The organism is Aeromonas sp. R7-4 (assembly GCF_040908055.1).
Lineage (GTDB): Bacteria > Pseudomonadota > Gammaproteobacteria > Enterobacterales > Aeromonadaceae > Aeromonas > Aeromonas sanarellii.
Window position 1 is genome coordinate 94,226 of sequence record NZ_JBFODA010000063.1, and the last position, 15,265, is coordinate 109,490.

At 65.9% G+C, this 15,265-nt stretch carries 13 protein-coding genes and 1 pseudogene; 9 read left to right on the forward strand and 5 right to left on the reverse strand.

All coding sequences use genetic code 11. The annotated features are described in order from the left end of the window. The first annotated feature begins 159 nt into the window (after positions 1-159). The 3 genes from AB5Y72_RS17310 (at position 160) to malZ (ending at position 3,573) form a co-directional block, all read left to right on the forward strand. Positions 160-579: an META domain-containing protein gene (locus tag AB5Y72_RS17310; protein ID WP_318162387.1), complete on the forward strand. Its 420-nt coding sequence runs from the start codon at positions 160-162 to the stop codon at positions 577-579. A 70-nt stretch (positions 580-649) separates the two neighbouring features. After that, positions 650-1,498 carry an HDOD domain-containing protein gene (locus tag AB5Y72_RS17315; RefSeq protein WP_042077096.1) on the forward strand — a complete coding sequence of 283 codons (849 nt, stop codon included), beginning with the start codon at positions 650-652 and terminating at the stop codon, positions 1,496-1,498. A gap of 245 nt (positions 1,499-1,743) precedes the next feature. After that, complete coding sequence (malZ, locus tag AB5Y72_RS17320) at positions 1,744-3,573, forward strand: maltodextrin glucosidase (RefSeq protein ID WP_325782753.1); 1,830 nt, start codon at positions 1,744-1,746, stop codon at positions 3,571-3,573. Between the two features lie 84 nt (positions 3,574-3,657). On the opposite strand, the gene AB5Y72_RS17325 is transcribed toward malZ, so the two are convergent. Together AB5Y72_RS17325 and AB5Y72_RS17330 are read right to left on the reverse strand one after the other, a co-directional pair. Then, the gene (locus AB5Y72_RS17325) at positions 3,658-4,191 is read right to left on the reverse strand and encodes an ATP--cob(I)alamin adenosyltransferase (protein ID WP_325782752.1); all 534 of its coding nucleotides are present in this window, start codon (positions 4,189-4,191) and stop codon (positions 3,658-3,660) included. Positions 4,192-4,286: 95 nt separating this feature from the next. Continuing rightward, a complete protein-coding gene (locus AB5Y72_RS17330) occupies positions 4,287-5,417 on the reverse strand; it encodes a DUF5610 domain-containing protein (protein ID WP_325782820.1) in 1,131 nt (376 codons plus the stop codon). A 179-nt stretch (positions 5,418-5,596) separates the two neighbouring features. Between AB5Y72_RS17330 and trmA the strand changes: the two genes are divergently transcribed. From trmA to AB5Y72_RS17355, 5 genes and pseudogenes are all read left to right on the forward strand, one after another. Beyond that, positions 5,597-6,730, forward strand: a complete 1,134-nt coding sequence (trmA, locus tag AB5Y72_RS17335) for a tRNA (uridine(54)-C5)-methyltransferase TrmA (RefSeq protein ID WP_325782751.1) — start codon at positions 5,597-5,599, stop codon at positions 6,728-6,730. A gap of 340 nt (positions 6,731-7,070) precedes the next feature. After that, entirely contained in the window at positions 7,071-7,778 is a 708-nt protein-coding gene (gene rstA, locus AB5Y72_RS17340) for a two-component system response regulator RstA (RefSeq protein WP_325782750.1), read from the forward strand. 25 nt (positions 7,779-7,803) lie between these two features. After that, positions 7,804-7,893 (forward strand): annotated as a pseudogene (locus AB5Y72_RS17345) (two-component system response regulator RstA); the annotation flags it as partial. A gap of 118 nt (positions 7,894-8,011) precedes the next feature. Continuing rightward, the gene (gene rstB, locus AB5Y72_RS17350; RefSeq protein WP_325782749.1) at positions 8,012-9,337 is read left to right on the forward strand and encodes a two-component system sensor histidine kinase RstB; all 1,326 of its coding nucleotides are present in this window, start codon (positions 8,012-8,014) and stop codon (positions 9,335-9,337) included. A gap of 54 nt (positions 9,338-9,391) precedes the next feature. Then, positions 9,392-9,568 (forward strand): hypothetical protein, encoded by a 177-nt coding sequence (locus AB5Y72_RS17355; RefSeq protein ID WP_209794398.1) that lies wholly within the window; start codon positions 9,392-9,394, stop codon positions 9,566-9,568. A gap of 83 nt (positions 9,569-9,651) precedes the next feature. On the opposite strand, the gene AB5Y72_RS17360 is transcribed toward AB5Y72_RS17355, so the two are convergent. The 3 genes from AB5Y72_RS17360 to rpmE all read right to left on the reverse strand — a co-directional run bounded on the left by AB5Y72_RS17360 (position 9,652) and on the right by rpmE (position 12,853). Beyond that, positions 9,652-10,908, reverse strand: coding sequence for a malic enzyme-like NAD(P)-binding protein (locus AB5Y72_RS17360; RefSeq protein WP_325782748.1), 1,257 nt, complete (start codon positions 10,906-10,908; stop codon positions 9,652-9,654). Positions 10,909-11,087: 179 nt separating this feature from the next. Next, positions 11,088-12,521 carry a DUF2867 domain-containing protein gene (locus AB5Y72_RS17365; RefSeq protein ID WP_325782747.1) on the reverse strand — a complete coding sequence of 478 codons (1,434 nt, stop codon included), beginning with the start codon at positions 12,519-12,521 and terminating at the stop codon, positions 11,088-11,090. A gap of 116 nt (positions 12,522-12,637) precedes the next feature. Further along, entirely contained in the window at positions 12,638-12,853 is a 216-nt protein-coding gene (gene rpmE, locus AB5Y72_RS17370) for a 50S ribosomal protein L31 (RefSeq protein WP_042078184.1), read from the reverse strand. A gap of 147 nt (positions 12,854-13,000) precedes the next feature. Here rpmE and priA point away from each other — a divergent pair, with 147 nt between their 5' ends. After that, entirely contained in the window at positions 13,001-15,208 is a 2,208-nt protein-coding gene (gene priA, locus AB5Y72_RS17375) for a primosomal protein N' (protein WP_325782746.1), read from the forward strand. The last annotated feature ends 57 nt before the right edge of the window (positions 15,209-15,265 follow it).

Consider the following 15,265-nt stretch of genomic DNA (forward strand, 5'->3'; position numbering starts at 1 on the left):
TTTTGTGTGTGACGAGGCTCGCTCGGGGCAAGTGTTGCCATTTACCGACACCCCCTCTTCCCCCGGGGCGACAGAAGCGGTCGGGCACCTCCCCCCTCGCCCTGCCTCGCAGGCCCCGGGACGGGTATGCTTGTCCTACCCATCACCGGAGCCCCTTCAATGCCCAGATACCTGCTACTGCTGCTCGCCCTGCTTCTGCTCAGTGCCTGCAGCAGTACTCCCCGCTTCGCCTCGCACGATCTGCAGCACCACCACTGGGTGCTCGACCGGCTGGATGGCCAGGCCGTCACCGACAGCCGCGTCAATCCCCCCGATCTCGAGATCGGGGAGCACTTCACCGTCAACGGCATCGCCGGCTGCAACCGCTACTTCGGCCAGGGTCACCTCAAGGGGAACCGGCTCTGGGTCACCAGCCTCGGCAGCACCGCCATGGCCTGCCCCTCCGGGCTCGACCAGGTCGAACAGGCCGTGCTCGCCACCCTGACGGAGGGGGCCACATTGAGCGGTTCCACCCAGACCCTGATCCTGCAGGGAAAACGGCACCGTTTGGAATACAGACTGCAAGACTGGGTGTACTGAGGCCGACGAAACCAGATCCGGTACAGGAACAACTGGCCAGGCTGTGGCACAATATGAGGCACTGTTAGCAATGGAGGCTGCCTCAGCCATGTCGATGGATCGCCTGTTTGGCAAGATCAAGCAACTGCCCACAATCCCCAAGCTGCTGCACGAGCTGATGCAGAGTTTCAACGACGAGAATGCCCGCATCGACGAGATCGCGGCCAAGATCGCCATGGACCAGGTGATCAGTGTCAAGGTGCTGCGGATGGCCAACTCCGCCGCCCTGCGCCGGGGCAACGAGGTGACCTCCATCGAGCAGGCGGTGATCCGGCTCGGCTTCAACCGGTTGCGCTCCGTGGTGGTCGCCTCCGGCATCATCAGCAGCTTCAAGGCGCCCCCCGGTTTCGACAAGCACCACTTCTGGACCCAGACCTTCCAGGTCGCCACCATAGCCCGCACCCTGGCCCAGCAGACCAGGGCGGTGGATCCGGAGACCGCCTTCACCTGCGCCCTCATTCATAACATCGGCGAGCTGCTGATCCAGAGCACCCTGCCGGAGGAGGCCGGGCTCATCAATCTGGCCATCGAGAAGGGGAGCAGCCGGGTCGAGGCCCAGCGGGAGATGCTGGGTTACGACTATGCCCAGCTCGGCGCCGAGCTGGCGCGGCGCTGGAACCTGTCGACTGCCTTCGTCGACGCCATCGCCCAGCAGCTCGACCCCCTCTCCCACGAACCGGTCAGCAAGGAGGCCGTGCTGATCCGGCTCGCCGTCTTCGTCTCCTTCGCCTGGCATGCGGGAGTACCGGCCCAGGCCATCATCGCCCGCTTCCCCAGGCCCCTGGCCGACCAGCTGGGGCTGGATCCCGCCAGCCTGGCGGATCAGCTCGAACAGCTCCACGAACAGGGCAATGCCCTGGCCGAGCTGCTGACCCAGTAGATGTACAACGGCCGATCATCAGGAGCCGGATCCCCGTCTCATTCTGGCGGATCAGCTCGAACAGCTCCACGAGCAGGGCAATGCCCTGGCCGAGCTGCTGACGCAATAGACTCACGGCTGGCCGACCCGCGGAGCCGGGCAACCGCCTCATTCTGGTCGGTCGTCACATACTCAACCCCATGGGCAGGCTAGGATGGCCCTCGTGCATCCCCTGACCCGGTAGCCTCTCTGACACAGTAGACACCATGACCCATCCCTTCCTGTTTCACCCCCAGGCGGCACCCTGGTTCAAAGAGAGTGCCGACACCCTGCAGCTCACCCTGTTCAGCGAGCTGGACGCCCCCATCCGCGAGGTGTGGCTGCGCCACGAGCCGGACAACGAGGAGTACCTGGTCGCCATGACGCCGGTCGCCACCCGGGACAGGCTCCAGGTCTGGCAGGTCGAGCTGCCGCTCGCCAGAGGGCAGGAGATCCACCTCTACTGCTTCAAGTGCCTCACCGACGAGGAGCAGTGGTGGCTGCACGGCGCCGGCGTCAGCGCCGCCATGCCGCCGCGCGAGCAACATTTTCGCTTCAACAGCCGCCACCAGCCGCCGGCCTGGGTGCAGGATCAGGTGTTCTACCAAATCTTCCCGGATCGCTTCTGCAACGGCGATCCGTCCCTCAGCGTCAAGCATCACGAGTACGAGTACAGGGGCAAGGCGGTCATCAGCAAGGCCTGGGGCGAGCCGGTCAGCCGTCACGAGGAGGGGCACGGCGCCTGCGAGTTCTACGGCGGGGATCTGGCGGGCATCGACGCCAAGCTGCACTATCTGCAATCCCTGGGGGTGACGGCGCTCTACCTCAACCCCATCTTCGATTCGCCGAGCAACCACAAATACGACACCCAGGACTACTTCAAGGTGGATGTCCACCTCGGCAACAACGCCCAGTTCGCCGAGCTGACCCGCAACCTGCACCAGCGCGGCATGAAGATCATCCTGGATGCCGTGGTCAACCACACCTCCACCGAGCACCCCTGGTTCTGTCCGCCGCTCGGTGCCCAGAGCAACCCGGACTCCCCCTGGCGCAGCTTCTACACCTTCGACCAGGAGGGGGACTACGTCAGCTGGAAGGGGATCCGCAGCCTGCCCAAGCTCGACTTCGCCAGCGAACAGGTGCAGGACGCCGTCTACCGGGCAGACAACGCCATCCTGCGCTACTGGATGCGGGCGCCCTACCAGATCGACGGCTGGCGCTTCGACGTCATCCACATGCTGGGGGAGCGGGGCACCGCCGAGGGCAACCGTGGCCACGTGCGCGCCATTCGCGGCGCGGTGAAGCAGGAGAACCCGGACGCCTACGTGCTCGGCGAGCACTTCTTCGAGGCGAGCCAGTGGCTGCAGGGGGATCAGGAGGACGGTGCCATGAACTACTACGGCTTCGCCCACCCCGTCCGCGCCTTCCTGGCGGGGCAGGACATCGCCTACCACCCCATCAAGATCAGCGCCACCGAGCTGGACCACTGGCTCAAGCTGGCGCGGGCCCATATCCCGTTCAAGAACCAGCTGGCCCAGTTCAACCTGCTGGACAGCCACGACACCGCCCGCTTCCTGCACCTGCTGGGGGAGGACAAGCAGCGGATGCGGCTCGCCGCCACCCTGCTGATCACCTACATAGGCGTGCCCTCCATCTACTACGGCGACGAGGTGGGGCTGTCGGGAGGCAACGATCCGGACTGCCGCCGCTGCTTCCCCTGGGACACCACGGACTGGGATCACGTGCTGCACGACCACTATCGCCGCCTGATCCAGCTGCGCAAGCAGCGCCCTGCCCTGCGCCGCGGCGACATCCAGACCCTCTACGCCGGCCCCCACAGCTATGTGTTCGCCCGCACCCTGCAAAGCGATCAGGTGGTGGTGGCCTGCAACCGCCACCCCACGGAGCCGCGCACCATCAGCCTGCCCCTGTGGCAGACCGCCAGCCCCGCCAGCCGCTTCACCGACGCCTTCAACGGCGACAAGTTCGAAGTGGTGCAGGGGGAGGTGCAGCTCACCATCCCCGCCAACTCGGCCAGGGTGCTGCTCTCCAGCTGAATGCGCTGTTGGCGCGCTGAAAAGCAAAACCGGAGCCCAAGGCTCCGGTTTTTCTTTATGCCGCTTCGGCAAATCCCGGCGACCTCAGTAGTTGATGCTGACATAGGGGACTTCGGTCACATCCCAAGCCTGCTTGAGGTAGACGGTGAGCACGAAGAAGAAGTTGGCCAGCAGGTTGGCGAAGCGGTAGAGGATGGGATCGAAGCGCACGCCGCTCTCCTCCAGGCGCACCAGCAGGCGCACCACCTTCTTGCTGCCGCAGCGGCACAGGTGCAGGGTGGGGATGGGCTGGGGCCCCTGGGGCAGCACGAAGCCGGTGACCCGGCCACGGCTCGCCTCGTTGTAGTGATCGTAACGCCCCTTCAGCCACGCCAGATCCTCCTCGAAGATCCCGAGCCTGCCCCGCACCGAGCCGTTGAGGTTGTAGATGAGCCGCTGCAGGGTCGCCAGATCCGCCATCACGGGTCGGGTATCCTCATCCGGCACCAGATGGGAGAGCACGGCCCCCACCTGGCAGCAGAGCTCGTCGGTGGCGATCTCGTAGTCGCACTGGAACTGGGTCTCGAAGATGAAGGGGTAGCAGAGTTCGCGCTTGTCTCTTGGCTTCTTGGGGTTCATGGCATGATCTGGCTGGGGAAAAGGGCAGTGTGCCAGCCCGGGGGCAGGCTGGCAAACGGCCCTCCCTCGGGCACATCAGGGGCGATGCGGCGAGGCTAGCCTGCGGCCATCTGCTGGCCGAGCAGCCGCATGGCTTCCAGCATCCGCTGGTTGAAGCCCATGAAGCCGGCCCCCGTCGCCCCGTCCTGGCCCCGCGCCGCCAACACGGCCGGCGTCAACGCCTGCTGCTGGGCGGTCGGCAGCAGGGCATCGGCCTGCTGCACCCTGCTCAGCCGTGGCAGGTAGTCCGCCAGGGGCTTGAGGCTCTCCTGCAGGGAGTGAGCCCCCTGATAGGCCTGACTCAGCTTGGCCGACTGCTTGAGCTTGAGGGAGTAGGAGACCAGCTGGCTGTCGTCCAGCTGCAACCCCGCCAGCCTGTCGGCCAGGGTCTTGCCATCCGTTCCCCCGAAGAACTGGCCGGCCAGTTCGTCCAGTCCCTTGACCAGGGTGCCGATGGCCTCCATCTCGGCACCGTCGAGATCGCCCTCCAGGGAGAAGTCGAAGCTCTGGCTCGACTTCAGGCTGAACTGGCTGCCGCTCCCGTCGTTACGGGACCTGAACTGCCAGCTGTCGCTGAAGCGCAGCATCACCTTGTCCCCGTCCCGGGTCTCGATCTCGAGGAAGGCCTGCTGCCGGCTGGCCATCCTGGCCGCCCCCAGATCCGTGGTCGAGACCTCGCCGAAGAACTCCTTCTCGAAGGACTCCAGCCCCTCCTGGATCAGCTTGTAGCTCTGATCCATGCCGGTCTTGATATCCTCGTTGTCCGCCCAGTCGCCGAGCTGCTTCCTGGCGTCGCCAAAGCCCATGTCCACCCCCTTGCGGGCCTGGGCCATCATCTCGGCCAGATCCTCGTCGCTCTTGCCGTCGGCACGGGCCGCGCCGAGCCGTCCGGTGACGAACTGCAGCACGTTGTCCGCCACCGTCTCGTAATCGAACAGGGTTTCCGGGGTGATCGCCTCCGGCGATTCCAGCTTGAACTCCTGACTCCTGGGGGCCTGATAGTGCTGGCCGTTGATCTCCAGTGCAAATTGCAGCGCCTGCTGGATCAGCACCTGGGCCCACTTCGGAGGCTTGTTCAGGGAGACCTCCTCCCCCTTGTCCGCCGCTTTCGACGCCGTCTGTTGGGGCGATTTGGGAGCAGTGCCCACTCCCTTGGGTTGGGCCGCGCCCATGCCATCGATCTGCATCATCACTCTCCCGCCTATAGTGGTGGATCGGTTATCGGCCCGACTGGCCACTTCTTGACCACAAAAAACTTGGACAATCCGCGGTGGCCTTTTAAAATCCCCACCCTTTGGTTGGCTGTTGCTTGGCTGCGGCCCTCCCCCGGTCTTTACCCGGCTCAGCCGGCGCATGCGAGGTATCCATGACTCAATCCCAGCCATCTTCCGCCGACACCCAGGCCAGACGGACTCCCGCCGACTACCAGGCCCAGCTCGACGAGAAGCGCGATCGCCTCGCCCAGCTGTTCGCCCCCTTCAACCCGCCCGCGCTGGAGGTCCATGCCTCCCCCGCAGAGCACTACCGGATGCGCGCCGAGTTCCGCATCTGGCACGAGGGGGATGACCTCTACCACTGCATGTATGCACCGGCCACCAAGGAGATCATCCGGGTCGACCAGTTCCCCACCGCCAGCCTGCTCATCAACCAGCTGATGCCGGTGCTGCTGGCCGGGCTGCGCCCGCACCCCGTGCTGCGCCGCAAGCTGTTCCAGATAGACTACCTCTCCACCCAGTCCGGCCAGATCTGCGTCAGCCTGCTCTACCACCGCAAGCTGGAGAGCGAGTGGCAGCAGGCCGCCGAGGCCCTGCAGGCCGACCTGAGAGCCCAGGGCTTCGATCTGCAGCTGATTGGCCGCGCCCACAAGCAGAAGATCTGCCTGGGGGAGGAGTTCGTCATAGAGCGGCTCAAGGTGCAGGGTCGCGAGCTGGTCTACAAGCAGGTGGAAAACAGCTTCACCCAGCCCAACGCCGCCATCAACGAGCAGATGCTGGGCTGGGCGCTGGACGTGACCAGGGGGAGCGAGGGAGATCTGCTGGAGCTCTACTGCGGCAACGGCAACTTCTCCATCGCCCTGGCGCAGAACTTTAGCAAGGTGCTGGCCACCGAGATCGCCAAGCCGAGCGTGGACTCCGCCCAGTTCAACATCGCCGCCAACGGCGTCGACAACCTCATCATCCTGCGCATGTCCGCCGAGGAGTTCACCCTGGCGATGCGCGGCGAGCGGGAGTTCAACCGCCTCAAGGGGGTGGATCTCAAGAGCTACCAGTGCAACACCATCTTCGTGGATCCCCCCCGCGCCGGGCTGGACGATGCGACCGTCAAACTGGTGCAGGAGTACGACAACATCCTCTACATCTCCTGCAACCCCGAGACCCTGCAGGCCAACATGGCGGTGCTGGGCGACACCCACGAGATCGCCCGCTTCGCCCTGTTCGACCAGTTCCCCTGGACCCACCATATGGAGGCCGGGGTCTATCTCAAGCGCAAGGCGGGTTGATGTCACAGGGAAGACCGCTTCGCCCTGTCCGAACCATTTCCCCCTGAACCGATCACATGGAAACCGGGGTCTATCTCAAGCGCAAGGCGGGCTGATGTCACAGGGGTAGACCGCTTCTCCCTGTTCGAGCCACTTCCCCCTGGACCCACCATATGGAGGCCGGGGTCTATCTCAAGCGCAAGGCGGGTTGATGCCGCCGGGGAACAGCTCCCCACTCGACCAGCAAGACAAGACAGGGCCCGCGGGCCCTGTTTGATTAGTTATACCGGTGCAGGGCGCGGGCGCAGCCGTTATGCTGGCGACACGCGCATTCGCGCCATGATCGGGGGGCCACGCCACCATGCCACGCGTTCTGTTTGTTGAAGACGATCTCGAGATAGGCCAGCTCATCAGCAGCTGGCTCGGTCGCCACGACATCGAGGTGCTGCTGGAGACCCGGGGCGATCGGGCACTCGCCAGGGTGGAGGCCGAGCAGCCGGACCTGGTGCTGCTCGACATCATGCTGCCGGGGCAGGACGGCCTCTCCCTGTGCCGGGATCTGCGCCCGCGCTTCAAGGGTCCCATCGTCATGCTCACCTCGCTGGACAGCGACATGAACCAGATCCTCAGCCTGGAGCTGGGCGCCAACGACTACATCCTCAAGACCACGCCGCCCCCCGTGCTGCTGGCCCGGTTGCGGGTCCAGTTCCGCCAGCAGGGACAGGCTCCCCACCCCGTGGCCCCGAGTCCCCCGCCCCAGCGCCTGCAGTTCGGCCGCCTGCGGATTGACGGCCCGGGCCGGGACGTGCGCCTCGATGGCGAGAGCATTCCCCTCTCCACCGCCGATTTTGACCTCTTGTGGGAGCTGTCCTGCCACGCCGGCCAGATCCTGGGGCGGGAGGCGCTGTTTCGCAGCCTGCGGGGGCGCGACTACGACGGCCAGGATCGCAGCATGGACGTGGCCATCTCCCGTCTGCGCCGCCGGCTGGGGGACGACAGCAACAACCCGACCCGCATCAAGACGGTGCGCCAAAAGGGTTATCTACTCGTACCCCAGGCTTGGGAATGAGCTGGTGTCTCACACGCCTGCACACCAGAAGCCAGGGAATGACAGCAACAACTCGATCTGGATCAAGACGGTGCGCCAGAAAGGTTACCTGCTGGTGCCCCAGGCCTGGGAATAAGCCTCGCCGAATGACCTTGATGCACTCAGCGCCCTTCTCCCCTTGAGGGAGAAGGGTTGGGGATGAGGGGCAACAAGGCAATGTCCAGACGCAATCCAGGCAAGAGGAGAGCCTCCCGATGCGACGCCTGTTTATCCAGTTCTACCTGCTGCTGATGGGCTGCTTCGCCCTGGCCATCCTGCTCATCGGCCTGGTCTATCAGGTCAGCGCCGAGCGGGCGGGGGATCGCTACCTGGAGCGGATGATGCAAGGCTCACTCGGCCTGCTCACCGGCGAGCTGGCCCGGCTGCCGCCGGAACACTGGGCCGCCCGCACGGCGGAGCAGAGCCGCCAGCTCAACCTGCCGCTGCAGGTTGGCCCCCTCGCCAGCCAGCCCCTCGCCCGCGAGGATCGGGCCTTCCTCGCGGCGGGCAACATCGTCATCGTCGAGGAGGACGACACCTTCCTGCAGCGCATTCCAGGCACGGACCGGGTGCTGATCGTCGGCCCCGTCCCCTACCTCTCCTACCTGCACGAGCTACGCTGGGTGGACGTGGGGCTGCTGCTGCTCATCGGCCTCTCGCTGGGACTGCCCATCCTGCTCTGGCTGCGCCCCCACTGGCGCGGCCTGCAGCGGCTGGAGCAGACCGCCCGCCGGGTCGGCGACGGGGATCTCTCCTGCCGCACCGACCTGCCTGCGGGCAGCAGCCTGGGCCGGGTCGGTCGCACCTTCGATCAGATGGCCGAGCAGTTGCAGGCCATGCTGGCCAGCCGCAAGCAGCTGACCGACGCCATCGCCCACGAGCTGCGCACTCCCCTGGTGCGGCTGAGATACCGGCTCGCCATGCTGGAGCGGGCCCCCTCGGCCGAGGAGCAGCAGGGGCTGGAGCGGGACCTCGGCGCGCTGGACGCCCTGATCGAGGAGATGCTCACCTACGCCAGGCTCGATCGCCCCGAGCTGCCGCTCCAGTGCAGCGAACTGGAGCTGGGCCACTGGGCCGGCAGCCGCCTCGCCGACTGGCAGGCGCTGCGCCCCGAGACCCGGCTCGAACTCGAGTCCCCCGTCGATCCCCTGCCCTGGCGCGGCGACACCCGCCTGCTGGATCGGGCGCTGGAGAACCTCATCGGCAACGCCCTGCGTCACGCCACCCGCCAGGTGACCCTGCGCATGGCGCGGCAGGGGGACGACTATCTGCTGGAAGTGGCCGACGACGGGCCCGGCATAGCTCCCGCACTGGCGGGCCAGATCTTCGAGCCCTTCGTGCGGCTGGATCAGAGCCGGGACAGGCGCACCGGCGGCGCCGGTCTGGGCCTGGCCATAGTGCGCAGCATTGCCCGCCACCACGGCGGCGAGGTGCAGCTGCTGCCCAGCCCCAGCGGCGCCCGTTTCTGCCTGACCCTGCCCGTACATTTGGATACACACCGTCACCACTCCCTCACTGAAGCAAACCGGGGGCAGCCTTAGGATGAACTCATGGAGAAACGCTCCATGCCATCAACCCGAACGAGGAACTGGAATATGAACAAGCTGATCCCCCTGAGCCTGGCCGCTGTCTTCGCCCTGACCTCCGGCTTCACCATGGCGGCCACCCCGACCAAGGCCGCCGCCCCCCAGGCTACCCAGACCAAGATGGTGAAAAAACACCACAAGGCCGCCAAGGCGCCGACCGCCCAGGTGGCTCCCAAGACCAAGTAATCCAGCCACAAGCTTCCCGCAATGAAGAGGGGCCCCATCACGGGGCCCCTCTTGTCGCTTGTCCTGCCCTCATCGGCTCAGGTTCACCCCAGCATATAGTCCGCCGGCAGTTCGATGCGGGCCACCCCGGAGGCCACCGCCGCCAGCGCCACGGCGCGGGCGACCCGCGGCAGCAGGCGGGCATCCATCGGCTTGGGAATGACGTACTCCTTGCCAAACGCCAGCTCGCTCACCCCGGCGGCCACCAGCACCTCGGCCGGCACGGGTTCTTTCACCAGGGCGCGGATCGCCTCCACCGCGGCGATCTTCATGGCATCGTTGATGCGGCTGGCGCGGGCGTCCAGGGCGCCGCGGAAGATGAAGGGGAAGCAGAGCACGTTGTTGATCTGGTTCGGGTAGTCGGAGCGGCCCGTCCCCATGATGAGGTCGCCGCGTACCCCGTGGGCCAGGGCGGGCTTGATCTCGGGGTCCGGGTTGGAGCAGGCGAAGATCACCGGGTTGGGGGCCATCAGGGCCACCGCCTCGGCGGGCAGCACGTCCGGGCCGGAGACGCCGACGAACACGTCCGCCCCGTCGATCACCTCCATCAGGGTGCGCAGGGGCGTGTCGTTGGCGAAGCGCTGCTTGTACCGGTTGAGATCGGTGCGGTCGCTGTGGATCACCCCCTGGCGGTCCAGCATGAAGATGTTCTCGGGCGCAGCCCCGCACTTGATCAGCAGGTCCATGCAGGCGGTGGCGGCCGCACCGGCGCCCATGCAGACGATGCGGCTGCTGCCGATCACCTTGCCCTGCACTTCCAGGGCGTTGAGCAGGCCGGCGGCGGTGACGATGGCGGTACCGTGCTGGTCGTCGTGGAACACCGGGATGTCGCAGCGGGCGATCAGCGCCTCTTCAATCTCGAAGCACTCGGGGGCCTTGATATCTTCCAGGTTGATGCCGCCGAAGGTGTCGGCGATGGCGGCCACAGTGTCGATGAACTGGGCGCTGGTCTCGTGCTTCACCTCGATGTCGATGGCGTCGATGCCGGCAAAGCGCTTGAACAGCAGGGCCTTGCCCTCCATCACCGGCTTGGAGGCCAGCGGCCCCAGGTTGCCCAGCCCCAGGATGGCGGTGCCGTTGGAGATGACGGCCACCAGGTTGCCCTTGCCGGTGTAACGGTAGGCATCGGCCGGGTTGGCGGCGATCTCGCGCACCGGCTCGGCGACACCCGGGCTGTAGGCCAGCGCCAGATCCCGCGCGGTCTCGGCGGGCTTGGTGAGGGCGATGGCGATTTTGCCCGGCACGGGCTGGGCATGGTAGTCGAGTGCCTGTTGGCGAAGATCGTGCTGCTGATCGGACATGGGGGACCCCGATACGGAAGTGAATGAGTGGTGCATTGGCTCGCCGATGGGCGAGGGCTGGGGATCATAAAGAAAACCCGCCCCCTTTCACAGCAGAAAGTATTGCCCAGATCTACTGATGAGGCGCTTGTCAGCAGGTAACACCAAACATTAATACCCATTTAGTTATAGATATGGTTTCAATCCATCACGGGTATGCCGGCCCGCTCCTCCGCCTGGCGGGCGATGGCTTCCGTCATCCCCTGGAAGATGAAGAGGTGGAAGGGCAGCATGGCGAGCCAGTAGGCCAGTCCCCAGGCCCCCTGCGGGTGCCAGTGGGCCGTCACCCTGAGCCGGGTCAGGCCGGACTCCAGCGGCTGGATGTTGAACTCCAGCCGCCCGACGCCGGGGGCCTTCATGTTGAACAGCAGATCCAGCCTGCGCCCCTCGTCCACCCCGAGGATCTGCCAGGAGTCCAGCATGTCCCCCTTCACGAAGCGATCCGGGTTGGTGCGCCCCCGGGTCAGGGCCGGGCCGCCGATCAGGTGATCCATCCACTCCCGTACCACCCACAGCTCGTTCATGTAGAAGTAGCGCTGCTCGCCCCCCAGCTGCTGCAGCACCTGCCACACCACCTCGGGGGAGGCGAGGCTGTCTGCCTCGCCGCTGGCGGTACGGTCGTAGAAGCCGTATTCGGGGTGGCGCCAACGCAGGCCGAGCGGCGTCTCCTCTCCCTGCTGCTCAGCGCCGAGCCTCTGCTCCAGGGCCAGGCTCTCGGTCAGCGCCTCGTCGAAGCTGAGCAGGGTTTGCGGCAGCAGGGCGCGCAGCGGGCCGTCGTCCGCCGGGATGTCGTGCTTGAGGCCGCCCACCAGCGCCTTGGCCACCGGCTGGGGCACCGAGGTGGCGAACTGCAGCCACCAGGCGGAGAGCCGCGGGCTCAGGAAGGGGAGCGGTATGATGGGGCAACGCTTGCCGATATGGGCGGCAAATTTCTGGAGCTGCTGCTGGTAGCTGAGCAGCTCGGGGCCGGCGGCGTTGAAGATCTGGCCATCCACCCCTTCCGCTTCCACCAGCCCGACCAGATAGTGCAGCAGGTTGGAGAGGGCGATGGGGGGCGTACGGGATCGCACCCATTTGGGCGTCACCATCATGGGCAGGTTGAACACCAGATCCCGCATCACCTCGAACGCCGCCGATCCGGGACCTATGATGATGCCGGCCCGCAGCTCCACCGTGGGCACGCCGGCCTCCCGAAACAGCTCGCCGCAGTAACGGCGGGAGTTGAGGTGGCGGCTGTTGCAGGGGTCGGGCTGGATGGCACCGAGATAGACGATGCGCCGCACCCCGGCCGCGCGGGCGGCGGCGGCGAAGTTCTTCACCCCCTGCTGCTCCAGCCGGTGAAAACCGGCTCCCGCCCCCATGGCGTGCACCAGATAGAAGACGGTGTCGACCCCCGCCAGCGCGGGCAACAGGGTGATGGGCTTGAGGCTGTCGGCGAGGCGAAACGCCACCCCCTCCGGCAGGCGGCAGGGGCGGCGAGCCCCGGCGATGACCCTGTACCCCAGACCCTGCAGATGGGGCACCAGGTAGGATCCTATGTACCCGGCCGCCCCCATCACCAGACATGTGCGCATCGGCTCTTCTCCCTTGGTTGAGCCAACACCATAGGGCAAAGCGGGGAATTACAGAATGCCGCGCAATAAAAAAGGCACCCGATGGGCGCCTTTTTCAGAATTCTTCAGAAGCAAGATTACTTCTTGGAGGTCAAGCCACCGAAACGCTTGTTGAACTTGTCTACGCGGCCGCCGCTAGAAACTTCTTTCTGCTTGCCGGTGTAGAAGGGGTGGCACTCGGAGCACACGTCCAGGTTCAGATCTTTACCGATGGTAGAGAAAGTGTTGATGACGTTACCGCAAGAGCACTTGCAGGTGATGGCTACGTAGTCAGGATGGATACCAGCTTTCATGGACAACCTCAATTATCAGGCCGTGTCGCCATCCGATCTCTTGTCGGACACCACACGATTGTTGAACACAGTTTCAAAGGCTGCGAATAATATAGGAAACGCCTGAGATCAGGCAAGTGGCTTCGCAGAAAAAATAGGCAATCCCTGGTGAATTCTTCCCAAACCCTTGATCTGGTTCGTGTGGCAGTGCCGGTGCCCTTGCGCCGTCATTTCGACTATCTCTCCCCCCTGCCCTTGCCTGCCCCCGGCTGCCGGGTCGAGATCCCGTTCGGCCCCCAGACCCTGGTCGGCCTGGTGGTCGATCATCCGGCCGAGAGCCAGGTGCCGCGCAACAAGCTCAAGCCCATCAAGCGCGTACTCGACAGCGCCCCCGTGCTGGGGCCCGACATCCTGGCGCTGATGGCCTGGAGCGCCGGCTACTACCAGCACCCCCTGGGGGAGGTGCTGCCCCACGCCCTGCCGGTGCTGGTGCGCAAGGGGGAGCCCGCCGCCTATCGGGAGCTGGAGTTCTGGTTCGCCACCGAGGCCGGCATGGCCATCGACCTCAACGAGCTCAAGCGGGCGGCCAAACAGCAGCAGGCGCTCGCCCTGCTGCGCAAGGGATCGCAGACGCCATCCGCCCTCAAGCAGGAGGAGATCCAGGGCGCCGCCCTCACCGCGCTGGAGAAGAAAGGCTTGCTGGAGAAGCGTTCGCTGGAGCCGAGCCATGACGGCGACTGGGCCGCCCGTTTCGAGCCGGGGGAGGGTCTGCGCCTCAACGGCGAGCAGGCGCTGGCGGTGGCCGCCGTCACCAGCCAGAGCGACAGGTTCGGCGCCTTCCTGCTGGATGGCATCACAGGCTCCGGCAAGACCGAGGTTTACCTGAGCATCCTCGAGCCCCTGCTCAAGGCGGGCAAGCAGGCCCTGGTGATGGTCCCGGAGATAGGCCTCACTCCGCAGACCATCAACCGCTTCCGGCGCCGCTTCAAGGTGCCGGTGGTGGCGATGAACTCCGCCATGAACGACAGGGAGCGGCTCGACGCCTGGCTGGCCTGTCGCGACGGTGGCGCCGCCATCCTGATCGGCACCCGCTCCGCGGTGTTCACGCCGTTCAAGGATCTCGGCATCATCATCATCGACGAGGAGCACGACGGCTCCTTCAAGCAGCAGGACGGTTTTCGCTACCACGCGCGGGATCTCGCCGTGATGCGGGCCCATCGCGCCGGCATCCCTATCCTGCTCGGCTCGGCCACCCCGTCGCTGGAGACGCTGCACAACGCCCGCACCGGCAAGTATCACCACCTCAGCCTGACCCGGCGCGCCGGCAACGCCCAGACCGCCCGCCAGGTGATCCTCGACATCAAGAACGTGCGGCTGCAGGCCGGGCTTTCGCCCCAGCTGGAGCAGCTGATGGCGGAACACCTGGCGGCCGGCAACCAGGTGATGCTGTTTCTCAACCGCCGTGGCTATGCGCCGGCCCTCATCTGCCACCAGTGCGGCTGGAGCGCCGCCTGCGAACGCTGCGACGCCTGGTACACCTGGCACCAGGCCGGGCGGCGGCTGCACTGCCATCACTGCGACAGCGTGCGCCCCCTGCCCCACCACTGCCCCGAATGCGGCAGCAGCGAGCTCATCGGCTCCGGGGTGGGCACAGAGCAGCTGGAGCAGCTGCTCACCACTATCTTCCCGCAATACCCCGTGGTGCGCATCGATCGGGACAACACCCGCCGCAAGGGGGAGCTGGAAGTCCATCTCGGCGACATCAAGGCGGGCAAGTACAAGATCCTGATCGGCACCCAGATGCTGGCCAAGGGCCACCACTTCCCGGACGTGACCCTGGTGGGTCTGCTGGATGTGGATGGCGCCCTGTTCAGCGCCGATTTTCGGGCAGCCGAGAAGCTGGCCCAGCTCTACACCCAGGTGGCGGGCCGGGCAGGCCGGGCCAGCAAACCCGGGCTGGTGGTGCTGCAGAGCCACCACCCGGAGCATGCCCTGCTGCAGGATCTGACCCAGAACGGCTATGGCCATTTCGCCGACACGGCGCTCAAGGAGCGCCGCCTGCTGGGGCTGCCGCCGTTCAGCCATCAGGGGCTGTTTCGGGCCGAGGCCAATGGCCGGGACGAGGTGCAGCTGTTCCTCGCTCGCCTCGCCGATACCCTGCGCAGCGCCCGCTATCCCCAGGTGCAGGTGCTGGGGCCCATCAGCGGCTTCATGGAGCGCAAGGCGGGGAAGTTTCGCATGCAGTTGCTGGTGCAGGGACCGAGCCGTGCACCGCTGGCCCAGCTGCTGGACTGGGCGGTGAAGGAGCTGGAGACCTGGCCCGAGACCAAGAAGGTGCGCTGGAGCCTGGATATAGACCCCACGGAGTTGAATTGAGGGTCGCTGCGCTGGTCCGATTACGCTTCGCTAATCGAACCTACGTCCCTGCTCCCT

Coding starts and splice junctions, on each gene's coding strand:
- AB5Y72_RS17310 (WP_318162387.1), top strand. CDS start 160: ATGCCCAGATACCTGCTACTGCTGCTCGCCCTGCTTCTGCTCAGTGCC.
- AB5Y72_RS17315 (WP_042077096.1), top strand. CDS start 650: ATGGAGGCTGCCTCAGCCATGTCGATGGATCGCCTGTTTGGCAAGATC.
- malZ (WP_325782753.1), top strand. CDS start 1,744: ATGACCCATCCCTTCCTGTTTCACCCCCAGGCGGCACCCTGGTTCAAA.
- AB5Y72_RS17325 (WP_325782752.1), bottom strand. CDS start 4,191: ATGAACCCCAAGAAGCCAAGAGACAAGCGCGAACTCTGCTACCCCTTC.
- AB5Y72_RS17330 (WP_325782820.1), bottom strand. CDS start 5,417: ATGCAGATCGATGGCATGGGCGCGGCCCAACCCAAGGGAGTGGGCACT.
- trmA (WP_325782751.1), top strand. CDS start 5,597: ATGACTCAATCCCAGCCATCTTCCGCCGACACCCAGGCCAGACGGACT.
- rstA (WP_325782750.1), top strand. CDS start 7,071: ATGCCACGCGTTCTGTTTGTTGAAGACGATCTCGAGATAGGCCAGCTC.
- rstB (WP_325782749.1), top strand. CDS start 8,012: ATGCGACGCCTGTTTATCCAGTTCTACCTGCTGCTGATGGGCTGCTTC.
- AB5Y72_RS17355 (WP_209794398.1), top strand. CDS start 9,392: ATGAACAAGCTGATCCCCCTGAGCCTGGCCGCTGTCTTCGCCCTGACC.
- AB5Y72_RS17360 (WP_325782748.1), bottom strand. CDS start 10,908: ATGTCCGATCAGCAGCACGATCTTCGCCAACAGGCACTCGACTACCAT.
- AB5Y72_RS17365 (WP_325782747.1), bottom strand. CDS start 12,521: ATGCGCACATGTCTGGTGATGGGGGCGGCCGGGTACATAGGATCCTAC.
- rpmE (WP_042078184.1), bottom strand. CDS start 12,853: ATGAAAGCTGGTATCCATCCTGACTACGTAGCCATCACCTGCAAGTGC.